The sequence below is a fragment of the Stenotrophomonas maltophilia complex sp. Om-AH-Sm3 genome (assembly GCF_059337855.1).
In genome coordinates this window covers 139,028-156,936 of sequence record NZ_JBYBLQ010000008.1, presented here as the reverse complement: position 1 = coordinate 156,936, position 17,909 = coordinate 139,028, and the positions used below count along the sequence as shown (strand labels likewise).

Annotated in this window: 13 protein-coding genes; 3 read left to right on the top strand and 10 right to left on the bottom strand. The window is 65.9% G+C overall.

Going from position 1 to position 17,909, the window contains the following annotated elements; translation table 11 throughout:
* Positions 1-94 precede the first annotated feature (94 nt).
* The 10 genes from AC10QF_RS11920 to AC10QF_RS11875 form a co-directional block, all read right to left on the bottom strand.
* On the bottom strand, positions 95-979 hold the full coding sequence (locus tag AC10QF_RS11920) for an endonuclease/exonuclease/phosphatase family protein (RefSeq protein ID WP_111177420.1): 885 nt from the start codon (positions 977-979) through the stop codon (positions 95-97).
* Positions 980-981: 2 nt separating this feature from the next.
* Positions 982-4,149, bottom strand: a complete 3,168-nt coding sequence (locus AC10QF_RS11915; protein WP_494542259.1) for a discoidin domain-containing protein — start codon at positions 4,147-4,149, stop codon at positions 982-984.
* Positions 4,146-4,982, bottom strand: a complete 837-nt coding sequence (locus tag AC10QF_RS11910; RefSeq protein WP_005417620.1) for a carbohydrate ABC transporter permease — start codon at positions 4,980-4,982, stop codon at positions 4,146-4,148. Before AC10QF_RS11910 ends, AC10QF_RS11915 begins: the two co-directional genes overlap by 4 nt.
* Positions 4,979-5,860 (bottom strand): carbohydrate ABC transporter permease, encoded by an 882-nt coding sequence (locus tag AC10QF_RS11905; protein ID WP_005410323.1) that lies wholly within the window; start codon positions 5,858-5,860, stop codon positions 4,979-4,981. Before AC10QF_RS11905 ends, AC10QF_RS11910 begins: the two co-directional genes overlap by 4 nt.
* On the bottom strand, positions 5,857-7,197 hold the full coding sequence (locus AC10QF_RS11900; protein ID WP_494542258.1) for a sugar ABC transporter substrate-binding protein: 1,341 nt from the start codon (positions 7,195-7,197) through the stop codon (positions 5,857-5,859). The genes AC10QF_RS11905 and AC10QF_RS11900 overlap by 4 nt, the downstream gene beginning before the upstream one ends.
* 4 nt (positions 7,198-7,201) lie before the next feature.
* Positions 7,202-8,806 (bottom strand): glucoamylase family protein, encoded by a 1,605-nt coding sequence (locus AC10QF_RS11895; protein WP_494542257.1) that lies wholly within the window; start codon positions 8,804-8,806, stop codon positions 7,202-7,204.
* A gap of 249 nt (positions 8,807-9,055) precedes the next feature.
* Entirely contained in the window at positions 9,056-12,112 is a 3,057-nt protein-coding gene (locus tag AC10QF_RS11890; RefSeq protein ID WP_069139768.1) for a TonB-dependent receptor, read from the bottom strand.
* A 76-nt stretch (positions 12,113-12,188) separates the two neighbouring features.
* The gene (locus AC10QF_RS11885; RefSeq protein WP_005417630.1) at positions 12,189-13,226 is read right to left on the bottom strand and encodes a LacI family DNA-binding transcriptional regulator; all 1,038 of its coding nucleotides are present in this window, start codon (positions 13,224-13,226) and stop codon (positions 12,189-12,191) included.
* Between the two features lie 148 nt (positions 13,227-13,374).
* Positions 13,375-13,650 carry a BolA family protein gene (locus AC10QF_RS11880; protein ID WP_005417632.1) on the bottom strand — a complete coding sequence of 92 codons (276 nt, stop codon included), beginning with the start codon at positions 13,648-13,650 and terminating at the stop codon, positions 13,375-13,377.
* The gene (locus AC10QF_RS11875; RefSeq protein ID WP_494542273.1) at positions 13,647-13,946 is read right to left on the bottom strand and encodes a YciI family protein; all 300 of its coding nucleotides are present in this window, start codon (positions 13,944-13,946) and stop codon (positions 13,647-13,649) included. Before AC10QF_RS11875 ends, AC10QF_RS11880 begins: the two co-directional genes overlap by 4 nt.
* A 374-nt stretch (positions 13,947-14,320) precedes the next feature.
* Between AC10QF_RS11875 and AC10QF_RS11870 the strand changes: the two genes are divergently transcribed.
* Genes AC10QF_RS11870 through AC10QF_RS11860 form a run of 3 tightly spaced genes read left to right on the top strand, consistent with a single transcriptional unit; the run spans position 14,321 to position 17,730 of the window.
* A complete protein-coding gene (locus AC10QF_RS11870) occupies positions 14,321-15,226 on the top strand; it encodes a segregation and condensation protein A (protein WP_494542256.1) in 906 nt (301 codons plus the stop codon).
* Positions 15,227-15,239: 13 nt separating this feature from the next.
* Positions 15,240-16,115, top strand: a complete 876-nt coding sequence (scpB, locus tag AC10QF_RS11865; protein ID WP_053497859.1) for an SMC-Scp complex subunit ScpB — start codon at positions 15,240-15,242, stop codon at positions 16,113-16,115.
* Entirely contained in the window at positions 16,108-17,730 is a 1,623-nt protein-coding gene (locus AC10QF_RS11860) for a pseudouridine synthase (RefSeq protein WP_005417637.1), read from the top strand. The genes scpB and AC10QF_RS11860 overlap by 8 nt, the downstream gene beginning before the upstream one ends.
* Positions 17,731-17,909: the final 179 nt, after the last annotated feature.

Genomic DNA, 17,909 nt, shown 5'->3' with positions numbered 1-17,909 from the left:
GTGCAGCGATCTGGGAGGCCAACCCTGGTCGGCGCCGTTGTTGGAGCGAACGCGGACACGTCCGTGCCAACCAAGGGTGGCACCTACCAGGACATCAGCGCGTCGGAGCGAACTGCAGGCGGGTCCACACGCCGTAGTGGTCCGAGGCCCAGCGACCGCTGTCATCGGGCTGGTCGAACAGGAGCTTGGCCTCACGTGCAACCATCGCGTCCTGCTGGAAGAAGATGTGGTCGATCCGCGAGGCCACCGGGTAGTAGTGCCTGTTCAGCGTACTGACCCCGGCCAGGTCGGTGTTGACGTGCACGCTGCCGTAGCTGTCACCGTAATGGCTGCGCAGCTCGCTCAGGTCACTGGCATCGACCAGTGCGTTGAAGTCGCCCGCGATCACCACCGGTGCGCCGGCCGAGGTGCTGGCGATGAAGCGCAGCAGGTCCTCGACCTGGGTGCGACGGATGCGCTGGCCATTCTCGTCGCTGCGCTCGTTGAAGTGGGTGGCATAGACGTTGACCGCCTTGCCGTCCACATTGATGCGCAGATGGGCGACCGTCCGATAATCGTCCAGCGGCCGCAACAGGTGCTCACCTTGGGCGAGGATCGGGCGCCGGCTCAGCAGCGCGTTGCCGTAACGTTTCGGCGCGCCCACCGGATCGGTGGAGACGAAGATGTACCTGTAGCCCAGCTGGCTGGCCAGCCACTGTGCCTGGTTGCGCACGTTACGGCGTTGGATCACCTCCTGCAGGGCAACCGCATCCGGCTGCAGGCGCTTGAGTTCGGCCAGGATGGTGCGGCGGCGGCTCGGCCAGTCCTCGCGGTCGTGATGCAGGTTGAAGGTCACCATGCTCATGCCTGGCGCGCTGGCGACGTCAGCCGCCGTCGCGGCGGTTGGCACGGCTGCCATCACGGCACCCGGCAATGCCAATGCAATGGCCAGTCCCAAGGCACGCACGGCCGTGCGCACCCTTGCCCCCTGCTGCTTCATCGTTACTGCCCCTTGCGCTCGGCGCGGCGCACCGCGCCCGGTACATCGATCTCGACCCGCGCCGGCAGCTGGTGCACGTGCAGTTCCCTGTCGGTCCATTCGGCCGCTTCGCCGTTGATGGTCGCCTCGCCCGGATCACCGGCGTACGGCCACGGCAAGACCACGCCACCGACCGGTGGCACCAGGCCCGGCTGCACCTCCAGCACCAGCTGCTTGTCGCTGCGCTGCAGGCGGTAGTTGAGCTGACCCTGCGGCGTGCGCAGGCCCTGCACAGCGATGCCGTCGCCCTGCAGCCAGGCGGTCGGAATGCCGGCGGCCAACACCAGCGCATCGTCCATGTCACGGCTGTAGGCGAACATGTCCAGGGCCGAGCGCACGAAGTCCGAGGCGACCCAGGCATGCGGCAGGTCACCGACGAAGAACGGCTTGCGCGGCGTGCGCGAGACCACTTCGGCCCACTGGTTCCAGGCCTGCGGCGCACGGTCCTTGAAGAAGAACTCAGTCGCCTGCCAGGCGCGATCGCGCCAGCCAAGGCGGACGAAGGCGGCCACGTTGCGCCACTCGTAGGGCGTGTAGTCCTTCCACTCGCGCTTGCCGTCCCGACGGGCCACGAATTCCTTCCAGTAGCGCTCGAAAGTGGCATCAAGCGCCTGCTGCGGAAGGCGCCCCTGTTCACCGCCCGGAGCCAGCGCGATGGTGGTCGAGGTCGCATCGAAATCGCCCAGTTCGGCCGAGCCCGGCAGGTAATCGATGTTGTGCTGCTGCATCGCCGACAGCAGCGAGGCCTGCAGGTCATCACGGAACTGGTCACGCGATTCGGCAATCTGCATGGCTTCGACCTTGCCCAGCTGGGCCGCCAGCGATGCCGCATCCTTGTAGCCGCGCAACGCCCAGAAATTGTCCCAGTACGAATGCATCGGCTTGGCCGAATAGCCTTCGTGGCTGATCGACGCCGGCATCATCCCGTAGAACGCCGGATTGCGCGCCCGATTCTCGTCCGTGCGCTCGCTGGCGCGCAGTTGCTCCATGTAGTTGTAGGCGCCCTGCACATGCGGCCACATCCGTTCGGCGAAGGTGCTGTCACCGGTATAGCGCCCATACTCGGCAATGCTGTAGATCAGCTCGCCATGGCTGTCGTTCTCCGGCACCGGATCGCTGCCACGGGCATCGACACAGCACGGCACCTTGCCATTCTCGAACTGATAGGGCGCATACCAGTTGATGTAATCACGCACCGCATCACTGCGCCCCATGCGCAGAAGGCCCTCTGAAATCATCGCGCCATCGCGGATCCAGCTGCGTGCGTACGAGCGCGTGCCCGGCTGCAGGCGCGGGCCGACCCGCGAGATCAGCATGTGCGCCACGGCGGTGCGCAGGGTATCGACCAGTGCCTGGCCCGCAGCCGGTACCTGCAACGAGACCACCCCCAGCTTCTGCCGCCACTGCTCTGCGACCTGTGCCTGCGCCTTGGCCACATCCAGCGCCTGCGGCGCCCAGCCTCCGGTCTGTGGCAACACCACCGCCACTTCTCGGCTCTGGCCAGGCTCCAGCTTGATCGTATACAGCAGCGCACCGGACGCCATGCCGGTGCTGTCCTTCACCGCCGTGCTGGCCGGATATTTCCCGGAGGCCAGATGCATCGCGTCGAGCTTGCCATCGAACGTGCTGGCAAAGCGCGCATCCGGCACCTGCAACGGATAGATGCGCGGCTCACCGTTGATGCGCACCAGCTGTTCGCCCACATCCAGCGCATCGATGCGACTGAAGCCGCCGACGGTATTGAGGAACTGGGTCGGCGGGTTCACCTGCCACGGCCGGATCGCCAGCGCCAGGGTGTACTCGTGCGCCACCTTGTCCGGATTGCTCAACCGGTAGCGGCCGATCAGCTGCGCGCGCTCCGGCGTGCCCTGCACGAAGCTGGTTACCGCCAGGCCGGCCTTCTCATGCACCCAGTCGACATTGGCGATGGGCAGGTAGCGATCCTGCAGCGACTGGGTGATGGTCACCGTCGACCAGTCCAGCAACTTGCCGTCCACGCGGATGAACGGCTCGATGCTGAAACTGCCCTTGGCCGGTTCCAGCGCACCGTCCTCGCTGATCAGTGCCTGCTCCTGGCCGCCATCGAGGCCGAGCAGGGTCCAGTACGGCTGTTCGCCCACATATGCACGCGGCAGCGAGCCGCGCGGCAAGTCGGCCGCCACCGAGGACAGGAATGCGTTCGGCGTGGCCGCGAACGCCAGCGGCTTGAGCGTGATGTCACGGATGCCATAGCGCCAGTTCGGGCCATCGTGCAGATCGAAGCGCACGTAGCGCGCGTCGGTATCCGGCAGCGCCAGCCAGTCGCGGCCGCCCGCACCGCCGGCCACCTCGCGCACGGTGCGCCAGTCCCGGCCATCCTCGGACGTCCGCACGGTGTAGCGATTGGCTTCCAGGTTCGGCAGCCAGTCAATCACCGCACCGCCGATCTCGCGGCTCTTGTGCAGGTCCAGGCTGATGGTCTGCTGCTTGACCCCGCCACTGATCCAGAACGTATCACTCTTTCCGTCAATCATCCGGTCCTGCAGCGCGGTGGCGGTGTCGGCGATCACCGATGGCACCAGCGCCGAATCATCCTGCGGCGGCAGGCCCTGCAGGGTCAGCTTGTCGAAGCACACCGTGCCGCGGCCGCCGACCTTGCTGTAGATCGTGAACTCGACCGCAGCGCTGCGCGCCATCTCCTTCTCCGGCGACGGACCCCACGCCTTGTCGATCTGGCGACGGCGGAATTCGACCGGCGTCCACGCCTTGGGGAAGCTGTAGCCCGGGCGATTGACCCACCAGACATTATCGCCGCTGGCATCGATCAGCTTGAACTGCAGGTCGTTGCCCGGCGAATCTCCCCGCAGCTGGAAGCCGAAGCGGTAGTTGGCCGGGTACTCGATGCCCAGCGCGCGGCGGATGCCGACGTAGCCCGACACCTTGTGGAAATCGTAGTCCAGGCACAGCGCGCGGCCGCCACCGGCACCGCTCACCGGCCGCAGCGAACCGCTGACCTGGTCGGACAGCACCAGCTTCCAGGCGCCGATGTCGTCGAAATCGTCCAGTACCTTCGGCGCCGGCAGTGCCGGTGGTGCGGCGATCGCCAGGGAAGTCCACAACAGGCCCAGTCCAACGGCGATCGCTCGCTTCATCCCTTGACGCTCCCCAGCAACAGACCTTGGATGTAGTAACGCTGCAGCACCAGGAACAGTGCCAGCACCGGAACCACGGTGACGACCGCGCCAGCCATCATCATTTCCACGTCCATGATGTGCTCGCGCGAGAGGGTGGCCAGCGCCACCGGCAAAGTGTAGTGCTCCTGGTCGGTCAACACGATCAGCGGCCACATGAAATCGTTCCATGCACCCATGAAGGTGAAGATCGCCAGGGTCACCAGTACCGGCTTGAGCATCGGCAGCACGATCTGGAAGAAGATGCGCAGCTCCCCCGCGCCGTCGATGCGCGCCGCTTCAAGCAGCTCGTCCGGGATCGAACGCGCGTACTGGCGCACCAGGAAGATGCCGAACACGCTGGCCAGCGCCGGCACGATCACCCCGCCAAAGCTGTTGACCAGGCCCAGCTGCTTCATCAGCAGGAACAGCGGCAGCATCGCCACCTGCGCCGGAATCACCAGCGCTGCCATCAGCACCTGGAACAGGCGTTCGCGGCCAACGAAGTTGAGCTTGGCGAAGGCGTAGCCGGCCATGGTGTTGAGCAGCAGCGAACCCAGCGTGATAGCCAGCGACACCAGCAGGCTGTTGGCGAAGTTGCCGCCCATGCCGGTGCGCGCGAACAGCTCGTGGTAGTTGTGCGTGGTGATGCTCGAAGGCAGCAGTGGCGGCGGGAAATGACTGGCCTCGCCCTGCGGCATGAACGAGACCGAGAGCATCCACAGCAGCGGTGCAAGGCTGACCAGGGCCAGCACCAGCAGCGCACCATTGATCATCCACGGATACCAGCGCGACTGGCCGATTTCACGACTCATACCAACTGCCTCTTGCGGCCGAAACGCAGCATCACGGTGGTCACCGCCAGGATGATCAGGAACAGCAGGAACGCTACAGCCGATGCGCGTCCCAGGTTCCACCACTTGAAGCCTTCCTCGAACATGAAATACAGCACGCTGACGGTACTCTGCAGTGGATCGCCGCGGGTCATGACGTACGGCTCGGCGAACAGCTGGAAGTAGCCGGACACGGTGATCACCCCGACCACCAGCAGTACCGGGCCGAGCATCGGCAGGGTGATGTGCAGGAACTGCTTCCAGCGCGAAGCACCGTCGATGCGCGCGGCTTCGTACAGGTCATGCGGGATCGCCTGCAGGCCGGCGAGGAAGATCACCATGTTGTAACCGAAGTTCTTCCACACCGCGAACAGCATGATGGTCGGCATCGCCCAGTTGGGATCACCCAGCCAGTCGATCGGACTGATGCCCAGGTGGCCCAGCCCGTAGTTCACCAGGCCATAGCTGGTATGGAACAGGTAGCGCCAGATCACCGCCACCGCCACCAGCGTGGTCACCACCGGCGCGAACAGTGCCGTACGGAACAGCGCCTTGAAGCGCGCGGCCGGTGCGTTGAGCAGCATGGCCGCGCCCAGCGACACGCCGATCGACAACGGTACGCCGATCAACACGAAGTAGGTGGTGTTCCACAGCGACTTCCAGAACATCGGCGTCTGCAGCAGGTCGATGTAGTTCCCCAGGCCGACGAAGCGCAGGTTGCTGCTGTCGGCCAGTGCATAGAGGTCGAAGTCAGTCACGCTCAGCGCCAGCGCCGAGGCCACCGGCAGGCCGAAGAACACGCCCAGCACGATCAGCGAGGGGCCGGCGAAGATCCAGCCGGCCAGCGAAGTACGTTTCATTGCGCGCTCCCGGCGGCCACGGCACTGCTGGACTGCGACGACGGTGCGCGCTGCTGCAGGCGTTGTTGTTCATGCATCCAGCGGCGCTTGGCCAGCACCTTGTCCACGCGCTGGTCCAGCTCTTCCACCGCCTTGTCCTGCGCCAGGCCACCGCGCACCACCTTTTCGGTGACGATGCGCATTTCCTGCACGATGCGCTCCCATTCGAGCACCTTCGGCGTCGGCTTGACCCGCTCCAGCTGATCACGGAACGCGGCGGCCAGTGGATCGCTGGCCAGCGACGGCGCGTTCCAGGCACTGCGGCGCGGCGGCAGATCGCCGATGATCGAATGGAAGCGTGCCTGGATCTGCGGGCGCGACAGGAATTCGATCAGCTTCCAGGACGCCTCCTTCTGCTGCGATTTGCGGAAGATCACCAGGCTGGTGCCACCGGCGATGCCGGCACCGGGGCCATCCGGGCCGGGAAGTGCCGCAGTACCCCACTGCCCTTCCAGTTCCTTCGGCTGCAGTTTCTTGAACTCGCGGATGTTCCAGGGGCCGGAGATGTAGAACACGTTGAAGCCGCGGAAGAATTCATCCCAGACGTTGGAGATCTGCGTCTCGGACATCTTCGGCGCCCAGCCCTGCTCGAACATGTTGGCGTAGAAGGACAGCGTGCGGCGGAACCCCGGGCTGGCGAAATTGCCACGGGTATCGTCGTCGCGCAGCAGCGGGTCGGGCTGCTGCAGGGCCAGCGACAGCTGCTGCTCGAACTCGTTGATCGGCATCAGCACCGCGTAGCGGTTCGGGCCCTGCATGCGCTTGATCGCCGCCATCTGCTCTTCCCACTCCGGCCACGTGCGCGGCGGGTGGTCGTAGCCGGCCTTGGCCAGCAGGTCCTTGCGGTAGTAGATCAGGCGCGTATCGACGTACCACGGCACGCCGACCAGCTCACCGTGGATCACGTTGGTGTCCCAGATGCCCTGGAAGTAATCTTTCGGGTCGACCACGGTGGAGCGCTGCACGAACGGCTGCAGCGGGGTCAATGCATCGAGTTCGGCGAACTCCGGCACCCAGGTATTGCCGAGCTGGCACACGTCCGGCAGTCCGTCGGCAGCGAACGCGGTCAGCAGCTTTTCGTGCGCAGCGGTCCACGGGATGTTCTGCACATCCACCTTGATGCCGGGATTTTCGGCCTCGAACTCGTGGATCAGCTCGCTGACCACCTCGGCTTCGCGGCCCATCGCCCAGAAGCGCACGGTGGTGGTGCCCGGTTCGGTGCGGGCGCAGCCGGCCACGGCCAGGGCGGCCAGGGCAGGCAGCGCCCAGCGGCGCAGGCGGTCGATCCAGTTCGGCATCGGGTTACTTGCCCTGGCCTGTGGTGCGGTTGGCATTGTTCTTCTGTTCCTGCGCGGCAGCCGCGCGTGATTCGGCGATACCCACCGCGCGTGCTGCCGCGGCCTTTTCGTCCTTCTGCAGTTCCAGCGGCTGGAACGACCCTTCCGGCGCCAGCCAGCCGCCGCTGAATCCGGCCCGCTCCAGGCCCTTGCGGATGTACGGATTCTTCTTCATCACTTCCCAGACGAAGTCGTTGCGGTAGTTGGCGATCATGGTCAGGATCGGCCCCTGGTCGATGGCGATGTAGTCGCTGGCGACCCAGCCGCGATCCGGCACCAGGCGACCGGTCTTGATCGGGATGTCATAGTTGAAGCTGGGATTGAACGAATCCAGGAAGCCGTAGCTGGAATAGATGTAGTCCCCGTAACGCTTGTGCATTTCCAGCGTGGCCGGGATCACCTGCTCGGGCGCGAACACCACCGAGGCGATCGCCGCAGTCGGGGCAATGGTGCCGTCATCGAAGTTCTCGCGCAGGCCGGCGCCGCGCGAGGAGTAATGGCGGAACTGGCGCTGTTCGCCGCGGTACTCCTGCGTGGTGTTCTGCGGGCCATCACTGGCGGTCAGGCCCCAGACGTTCTCGCCATAGTCCTTCCACTGCATCGGGTTGGCGATGGCGTATTCGCGCTGGGCCAGCGCGGCCGAGCGGCTGTTGAGGAAATAGGTGCTGCCGCGCTCGCGCATGTACGCGTCCTGGATATCGCGGAAATCGATCCAGACGTGGCTGTACTGGTGGCCGAACAGCGGGCCGAAGGACAGGTATTCCTGGCCCTGGTAGACACCCCAGTCGTTGTCATAGGTGCGCGTCCACACTGTCCACGCGTCCGGGCTGACCGGGTGCGTGGGCGAGCCCAGGGCGAGGATGTAGACCATCATCGCCTCGTTGTAGCCCATCCAGTCGTGGTCGATGAAGCCGCTCTCGGGGAACCAGCCCATCGAGATCAGCGGTGCACGCTGCTGCAGCCACGGCCAGTCGACCTTCTTGTACAAGGTATCGGCAATCTGGCGGATTTCCTTCTCGCGCGGATCGTCACCGTCGTAGTACGACTGCGCGAACAGCACGCCCATCATCAGCAGTGCGGTATCCACCGAGGACAGTTCGACCCAGCTGTCGTAGCGACGGCCTTCCTGCATGTCCAAGAAGTGATAGTAGAAACCCTTGTAGCCCGCCTTGCCGGTGCGCTGCGGGCCCATCGGCACGTCGCGGAAGAATTTCAGGGTGGTCAGGGTCCGGTCGATCGCCTGGTTGCGGCTGACCCAGCCGTTCTCGATACCGACGGGATAGGCGGTCAGCGCGAAACCCACCGACGCGATGCTGGCGAACGGCCGCGACGGATAGCGGTCCGGGGTCAGGCCATTGATCTCGTTGGTGGTGTCCCAGAAGAACTGGAAGGTGCGGCGCTCGATGTCATCGAACAGCGGCGGCAGCTCCGGCTTCATCGGCCGCGGCGGTGCATCGGCCTCGATCAGGATCACCGGCGGGCGCGGCTTGGCAGGTTCCTGCTGGGCCGGCTGGCAGGCGGCCACCGCCAAGCACAGCATTGCGGCGGACAACAGATGGCGTGCCTGCATGGCGCGGTTCCTCCGGTGGTCTGATCGATGGGAAAGCATACCGTCCAATGATCTGAAATCGTTTACAAGATGCGCTCTTAAAAAACCACGAAAAACGTGGTTTGACACCGCGATCATTGCCCACGCCGCTGCCCCCTGCCCGGCAGCGGCGTGGGCAATGGACCGGCACGGGGCCGGCCATTGCCGTTCTCACACAATCGATGCCGCCGGCGGACCGGCGGCATCGGATACAGCAGCAGGCGGCGCCGCTTAGAAGCGGAAGCCCACCTCGGCCTTCACCTGGCGCGGCGTGCCGATGATGTCGCCGGTCTCGTTGTAGCTGGCCTGCAGCTTGCCGTTGGTCTTGACGTAGTTGTAGGTGGAGAAGTTGTCGAAGTTGAACACGTTGATGATGTCCAGACGGGCGTACAGCTCGGTGTTGCCCGCCAGCTTGAACGTCTTCGTCGCCTGCAGGTCAACCGAACGGTAGCCGAAGATCTTGCCACCCACCAGGAACTTGCCGGTTGCGTTGGGCACGGCCGCCTGCGGGGTCGGCAGGGTGTAGCCGCTGGCCTGCATCACCGGGTACCAGTCGTTGACGGCGGTCGGGGTGGCCAGGGTGATCTTGCCGCCGAAGGTGATGCCCCAGAAGCCCGCGTACGAACCGGTCACCACCAGGCGGTGGCGCGGTGCGCCGTTGGAGCGGATGGTCGGGTAGTCACCGATCAGACCGCGATCAAAGGCGTACTTCTCGTTGATGTCGCGGTTGTGGCGCGCGGTGGTCCAGGTATAGGCGATCGAGGTGCCCCAGCCGCTTTCCTTGGTGAACGGCTTCTGCGCCGACAGCAGGACCTGGGTGGCACGGGTCTTGATGCCCTGCTGGCCGATGATCAGGCTGCCGAAGCCCGGTACGTTGCAGCTCCAGGCCTGGCTCAGGCCCGGGGAGGTGCCACCGCACAGGCGCGGATCATCGAAGAACTGGCCGGTCGGATAACGGTTGCCCAGGGTGAAGGCGAAGCCGTCGTAGCTCAGGGTACGTGCGATGGTGGCGTCGGTCAGCCAGTCGCCGATCTGGTTGCTCATGCCCAGGCTGAACTGGTCCGAGTACGGCGCCTTCAGCTTGTTGTTCAGCAGGTCCACTTCCAGGCCGGCATTGCTGGTCGCGCCGACCAGTGCCTGCAGGTTGCCGATGCCGTTGAGCAGGTTCGGGTTCCAGTCATAGCAGGCAGCCTGGCCGTTGATGCAGGCGTCGGTGGCCGGGTTGCGGAAGTAGATGGTCGGCTGCGGCAGGGCCAGCTTGGTGGTTTCCAGCTGCAGGTTGTCGAACAGGTCACGGTCGTAGGAACGGCCGGCACCACCGTGGATCACGTGCTGCTCGTCGGCGTTGATGTCATACGAGAAGCCCAGGCGCGGCTGCCAGGCATCCTTGAACGCCTTGCGGTTGTGGCCGTTGCTGATGTAGTCGCTGATGTCCAGGCCGCCCAGTGCCAGCGAATCGGCATAGGTCTGGCCGGCGGGAGCGCGCGGATCCTGCGAATAGATGGCGTCGACCACCTGCTGCGGGGTAACGAAGTCCAGGTAGGACGGGGTCTTTTCGTAGTCCCAGCGCAGGCCGATGTTCAGCTGCAGGTGATCGTTGACCTGCCAGTCGTCCTGGATGAACACGCCGTACTGCTTGGACTTCGAACGCACTTCGCCGGACACGCCGGTCACGCCGGTCACCGGCTTGACGAACTGCGCCTTGTACGGAATGGAATCGGGGAAGTCCGGATCGCCCAGCGAGTAGGTGAAGGTCGGATTGATCTGCGCCGCATCGGATGCGTACAGGTCGATCTGCTTGTACTTCACGCCCATCTTGATGGTGTGGTCACCCGCCCACTGGATGCCATCCAGGGTCAGGTTGTCTTCGATCGACCAGCCCTTCTGGCCCTTCACCTGCGAATCCAGTGCCGAGGCGCCACCGATCTTCACGATGGTGCGGTCTTCGGGGCCGTCCGGTGCGGTGTAGGTGATGCCGTTGGCCAGCGTCAGCGGGGTCGGGTTGTTGAACGAGTCTTCGTGGGTGACCATCAACTCGTTGTAGTAGCGCTCACCACTGTGGTTCCAGCGCAGGGCATAACGACGGTCGGTGTTGACCACTTCACGGCCGGCTTCCGGCGAGGTCTGGCCACTGAACTGCGACTGGGTTTCGTCGCGGTCCTGGAAGGTCAGCTCGATGCGGTCGTTGTCGGTCGGCTCGAAGTCGATCTTGCCGAAGATCAGATCCTGCTGGAACGGCTGGCTGGCCGGGCCAAGGCCGGCGGCGCCGGCCGGCGGCAGCAGGCCGGCAGCGCCGGTGACCGCGCCATCCGGCGCGATGGTGACCGGCAGGTCGAAGCGCTTGGCTTCGTAGGTCACGAAGAAGTGCGCCTTGTCCTGGATGATCGGGCCGCCCAGGGCGAAGCCGTATTCCTTCTCGGCCGAGACCATCTTCTCCTTGCCGCCCTGGCGCTCGGCCGGGGTCTTGGCACGCATGTCTTCATCGGTGTAGCGGTAGAACGCCTCACCCTTGAACTCATTGGTGCCGGACTTGGTTGCAGCCGTCACGGCGGCGCTCGACACCTGGCCATACTCGGCCTTGTAGTTGCCGCTGATGACCTTGTATTCGCCGATGGCCAGCTGCGGGAACGGGTTACCGGCGCTGCCGGACTGGCCGGCCACGCCGCCGCCCTTGACGTAGCTCTTCTGGCCCACGCCGTCGATGTAGACGTTGGTGCCGTCGGCATTGGTGGCGCCGCCGCGCAGCGAGGTGTTGCCCTTGGCGTCGCGGGTGAAGATCAGGCCCGGCACCGCGTCAGCGAACTCCAGGAAGTTGCGCGACACCTGCGGGGTGGTCTGGATCTGCTGCAGGCTGACGGTCTTGCCGACTTCGGAGGTACGCACTTCCTGCAGCAGGGTCGGCGCGACAACGTTGACGGTGTCCAGGTTGGTGGCCGCGGTCGAACCCGGGGTGCTGCTGGCCGCGCCGGCGAAGTTCAGCGTCGCGGTCGAGGCCACGGTGACGGTGACCTTCTGGGTCTGGCCGTTGGCGACCACGTTGTACGTGCCCGGATCCAGGCCCATCAGCGAGTAGCTGCCGTCGGCGCGGATGGTGCCACGGCGGACGGTACCGGTGGCGACGTTGGTGGCGGTCACTTCGGTGCCGGCCTGGGCACCGGCAACCTGGCCGCGCAGGCTGGCGTTGGCCGACTGCGCCATGACGTTGGGGGCGGCAGCCAGCATCAGGCAGCTGACCAGGGCGGTGCTCAGCAGCCGGCGCGCCGGCATGCGGAAGGTGGTATGCATCATCAACTCAATCTCCGGGTGGCGGTAACCGCTTGCGCGGTCCCTGCGATCAATCAAAAAAGAAGGAACGCCTCTGGCTTCAACGGCCGGATGGCGGAGTGGTGGAATCGCGAACAATCAAGCGGGGAACCAGGGTCTGCTTGTCCCCTGCCCCATCCGTGGAGGTGCCGTCCATCAACTGCATCAGACGCGTCATGGCCCGGTCGCCGAGCTCGGCGATGCTGACCTGCATGGTGGTCAGCGACGGGTGGACGAAACGCGCCAGTGGAATGTCATCGAAACCCGCCAAGGCCACATCGGCCGGGACGCGGACCCCTGCCTGCGTGAACGCATACAGGCAGCCCAGGGCCATCATGTCGTTGGCGGCGAATACGGCATCGGGCAGCGCTCCGGCTGCCAGCAACTCCTGACCGGCACGATGGCCGGAAGCTTCGTCGAAATCACCGGGCAACTCGATGCCTTCGGCGCCACCGCCAGAAGCCGCCAGCGCGTCACGGAAGCCGCGCAGGCGCTCGCGCGCGTCGAAGTTGAGGTCCGGACCAGAAATGAAGGCAATGCGGCGGTGGCCGGCATCCAGCAGGTGGCGGGTCATCGCCATTGCGCCGGCGTGGTCGTCGATGCTCAGCACCGGGTGGTCCTGCCCGGGCAGGTAGGTGTTGATCAACACCGTCGGCAACGACTGCGGCAGGTTGTCGGTCAGGAAGCCCGGGCTCTCGGCATAGGGCGAAAGCACCAGCAGGCCGTCGACGCGGCCGCGCATGGCACGCAGGGCGGCGCCCTGCTGTTCCTGGTCACCGTGGTAGCTGGACACCAGCAGGTGCTGGCGGCGGTTGCGGGCCACCCCGTCAATGCCGCGCATCAGCTCGGAGAAGAACTCGCCGTACAGGTCAGGCAGCACCACGCCCACCGTATTGGTGCGGCGGCTGCTCAGGCTGCGGGCGGCGGCGTGCGGGGTGTAACGCAGCCGTGCGGCCACCTCCAGCACAAGCTGGCGGACCGGTTCGGCGACATTTTCATGCCCGTTGAGCGCGCGGGAAACCGTGGCCACGGAGACCCGGGCTTCGCGTGCGACGTCTTTGATTGTGATAGCTGCCTTGTTCACGAAGCCGCCCTCCACGGCTTGGACCTACCAGCATTGGCGCGGAATGTAAGCGTTTCCATCCAGGCTTGTAAACAGTCCGTTAGGCGAATGTCCCGAAATGGACATGAAAACCTGTCCGTGGCGAGGCCATGAAGGACCCGCCAGGACAGCGTGGGACAAGGGCTCAGCCCTGTTCTGACGGGGTCTGCGCGCGGATGGACAACGCGTGGATATCGGTCTCCATCATCGACCCCAGCGCGGCATAGACCGCGCGGTGCCGGGCAAGCGGCCCCAGCCCGGCGAAACGCTCACTGACCACATGCACGTTGAAATGGCCGCGCCCGTCGCGCGCACCGGCATGGCCGGCGTGACGATGGCTATCGTCCTCGATCTCCAGCACGCTCGGCGCCAGCGCCTGCTGCAGCGCATCACGGATCCGCTCGATCCGTTCCGCGTTCACGGCAGCACCTTGCGGAACGGGCGGACCTGCACGCGGGTGTAGACGCCTGCAGCCACGTACGGGTCGGCATCGGCCCAGGCCTGGGCCTGCGGCAGCGACTCGAACTGCGCGATCACCACCGAACCGCTGAAACCGGCCGGGCCCGGGTCTTCACTGTCCACCGCCGGGCACGGCCCGGCCAGCAGCAGGCGTCCCGCGTCGCGCAGCGCATGCAGCCGCGCCAGATGCTCCGGCCGCGACTGCAGCCGCTGCGCCAGCACATCCTGGCCGTCATACCCTTCGATCACATACCACACCGGCATTTCCTCGCTTGCGTTGTCGGGTCCGCCGATTCTAGCCAATGCAGCCCCTGCCCCGGTCCGGCTGGACACTGGCGCAGCAAAGGCTTACCCTAGACTCCATTGCACGTGGCTGGATGCAGCAGCCCGTTGGTTTCTGCGGCCACGCAGCCCCCGACGACAGATCCGCTGCTTCAAACCGGACCACCTGGCCGGGCCACGTAGACGACCTCCCCGTAGTTCTGTCGCTGCCGTTTACTGCGGCGCGTCCTGCTGTTTGATATGTGTGGAATCGCGCCGATCCCGGCGCGTCTGGTGCCCTGGGGCTCCGTGGCGTTGGCCCGGCGAACCCGGTGCCGCGACTGGTCCGTTGCAATCCTGATGTCCATTAGATGACTTCCGAACTCGCGCTCGACGCGAACCCGCCAACCCGGCCGCCCGCCCCCCAGCAGCAGGAAATGCCGCTGGCCGTGGTGCATGGGCAACCGGTCCTGCAGATCCCGCAGGACCTGTACATCCCGCCGGACGCGCTGGAAGTCATCCTGGACGCCTTCGAAGGCCCGCTGGACCTGCTGCTGTACCTGATCCGCCGCCAGAACCTGGATGTGCTGGACATTCCCGTGGCCGAAATCACCCGGCAGTACGTGGAATACATCACCGTGATGCGCGAGCTGCGCTTCGAGCTGGCGGCCGAGTACCTGGTGATGGCCGCGATCCTGGCCGAGGTGAAGTCGCGGATGCTGCTGCCGCGCCCGGTCAGCGAGGAAGGCGATGAGGCCGACCCGCGCGCCGAGCTGGTGCGCCGGCTGCAGGAGTACGAACGTTTCAAGCAGGCCGCCGAGGACATCGACGCCCTGCCCCGCCAGGACCGCGACACGACGGTGGCGCATGCCTTCATGCCCGAGCGCGCCACGGTGAAGCTGCCGCCGCCGGTGGACCTGAAGGAAATGCTGCTGGCCCTGCACGACGTGCTCAAGCGCGCCGAGCTGTTCAGCGGCCACGCCATCAAGCGCGAAGCACTGAGTGTGCGGCAACGCATGGGCGAAGTACTGGGACGCCTGGAAGACGGCAAATTCTATCGTTTTGAAGGGCTGTTCACCGCCGAAGAAGGCAAGCTGGGCGTGCTTGTCACGTTCCTGGCAGTGCTGGAACTGGCCAAGGAACAGTTGCTGGACATCGTCCAGGAAGAACCGCTGGCGCCGATCTACGTGAAGTCGCTGGCTGCTGGCAACACCAACGCGCCGCTGCAGTTCAGCAGCGAGTTTGACGACAACGACGCCGCCAATGCCCACGAGTGAGCGCTGACTGCCGATGGATCAATCGCTGATCGACCGCATTGTCGAGGGTGCCCTGCTGGCCTCCAGCCAGCCACTCACCCTGGCCCAGCTGAAGGACCTGTTCCCGGAAGAGGAACCGGCACCGCCGGGCAGCATCGAACGTGCGCTGGAGCGCCTGCGCGAGGCCTGCGAAGGTCGTGGCGTGGAACTGGTCGAGGTCGCCTCCGGCTTCCGCTACCAGGTCACCAGCGAAGTACATGGCTGGATCAGCCGGCTGTGGACCGAACGCAAGACCCGCTACACCCGCGCCACCCTGGAAACCCTGGCGCTGATCGCCTACCGGCAGCCGATCACCCGCGGCGAGATCGAGCAGGTGCGCGGCGTGGCGGTCAGCAGCAACATCATCCAGGCGCTGGAAGAACGCGAATGGATCCGCGTGGTCGGCCACCGCGACGTGCCCGGCAAGCCGGCGCTGTTCGGCACCACCAAGGGCTTCCTGGACTACTTCGGGCTGAAGCGACTGGACGAACTGCCGCCGCTGTCGGAACTGAAGGACCTGGGCGAGCTGGAACCGCAGCTGGCCCTGGACCGTGATGCACCGGCCGTGGCCGGTGCCGAGGGTCCGGACATCTCGGCCAGCGCCGATGGCGTTGCCGCGAACGATGACGCCGGCCTGGCCGGCAGTGACACCCCCGATTCCGCCAATGCAGCCCCTGCATCGGCCTCCGATGAGCAAGCACCTTCGCCCCTCGATGATGGGCACCCCGATTCCGCGCCGGGCGAGCGCGCGGTGCCAGTGAACGAACGCGAAGACAACGCCGTCGCGATGACGACCGTGGCTGTTGACCAAGCCGATTCCGAACCAGAGGCCGACCTCGAAACCGTCGGCCGGAGCAAAACTGATGAGTGACACCCCCCGTAACAAGCTCTCGCTGAAGCGCGAAGCCACCTCCGAACAGTTCAAGCTGGAAGAGCGCCTGCACAAGGTGCTGGCCCAGGCCGGCCTCGGCTCGCGCCGCGCGCTGGAACAGCGCATCGCCGAAGGCCTGGTCAAGGTCAACGGTGAAGTCGCGCAGACCGGCATGTCGGTCAAGAGCGGCGACAGGATCGAACTGGATGGCCGCGGCTTCGTCGCCACTGCCCTGGCCGAGCCGTCGCGCGTGCTGGTCTACAACAAGCCGGAAGGCCAGGTGACCACCCGCGAAGATCCCGAAGGCCGCCCGACCGTGTTCGAGTCGCTGCCGCCGCTGAAGGGCGCGCGCTGGATCGCCATCGGCCGCCTGGACATCAACACCACCGGCCTGCTGCTGGCCACCACCGACGGTGAGCTGGCCAACGCCATGATGCACCCGTCGTTCGAGGTCGAGCGCGAGTACGTGGTGCGCGTGCGTGCACCGGAAGGCGAGGAAAAGGTCTCCGACGCCATCGTCGACCGCCTCAGCCGTGGCGTCGCACTGGAAGACGGTCCGGCCAAGTTCGATGAGATCGAACGCATCGGCGGCACCGATTCTCACGACTGGTTCCGCGTCGTGGTGAAGGAAGGCCGCAACCGCGAAGTGCGCCGCCTGTGGGAATCGCAGGGCTGCCAGGTCAGCCGCCTGAAGCGCACCCGCTATGGCAAGGTGAGCCTGCCGCGCGAACTGGCCCGTGGCCATTCGGTGGAACTGGGCACCGCTCAGGTGGAAGCGCTGCGTGCGCAGCTGAAGCTGGAAGAAGGCGCTCCGTCGGCATTGACGCTGCAGCCGGTGATCGGCCAGCGCCGCGCCGCAAAGACCACCGTGCGCGTGCGCGAAGGTGGCCGCGGCAATGCCTACGTCAATGGCCACAACACCGCTGACGAAGGTCGCGAGCTGCGCCGTTTCGACAACGTCCGCGAAGACCGCGGCCGTGGTCGCGGCGGCAAGGGTGGCGGCTTCAAGGGCGGCCTGACGGTCAGCGGTGAAGCAGCGGCCAAGCAGTCGCAGAAGCCGTTCAAGCAGCGCGCGCCGAAGAATGACCGTTCGCTGCCGGAAGGCAATCCGGCCGCGTTCCGCACCTGGTACGTGCCCGATGGCGTGAGCACCGGCCCGAGCGGCCACCGCAATGCCGGCCCGGGCGCACGTGGCCCGGGTGCCCGAGGTCCGGGCGCAGGCGGCCAAGGCCGTCCGTACGGCAAGCCGAAGGGCCCGGGCGCCGGTGGCGGCCAGGGCCGTGGCGGTTTCGGTGGTGAAGGCCGTGGCGGCGCAGGCGGTCAGGGTCGTCCGGCCGGTGCCGGCAACCGCTCGCAGGGCCAGGGCAACAAGCACCCGTACGGTCATCCGGGCAACGCCCCGAGCTTCCCGTCCGACCATGCAACCCCGGGTTTCAACCCGTATGGCAGCCCAAAGCCAGCACAGGGCGCCCGTCCGGGCGGTCGTGGTCCGGGTGGTGGTGGCAACCGTGGCCCGGGCGGTAACCGTGGTCCCGGCGGTCCGGGGGGCAACCGTGGCCCCGGTGGCAATCGCGGTCCCGGCGGCCCGCGCCGTAGCGGCCCGCGCGGCGGCTGATCGGCAGCCACGTTGAAATGAAAAACCCCGGCGCAGGCCGGGGTTTTTCTTTGTCTGGCGGGTCGATCCGTTGGCAGATCCACGCCATGCGCGGATGAAAAGCGTGAGCTAGGAATTCTTTGAAAACGTGCAATTAGTGCCATAGGTCGACGCGAGCAACGCGATGAACGCCTATCGTG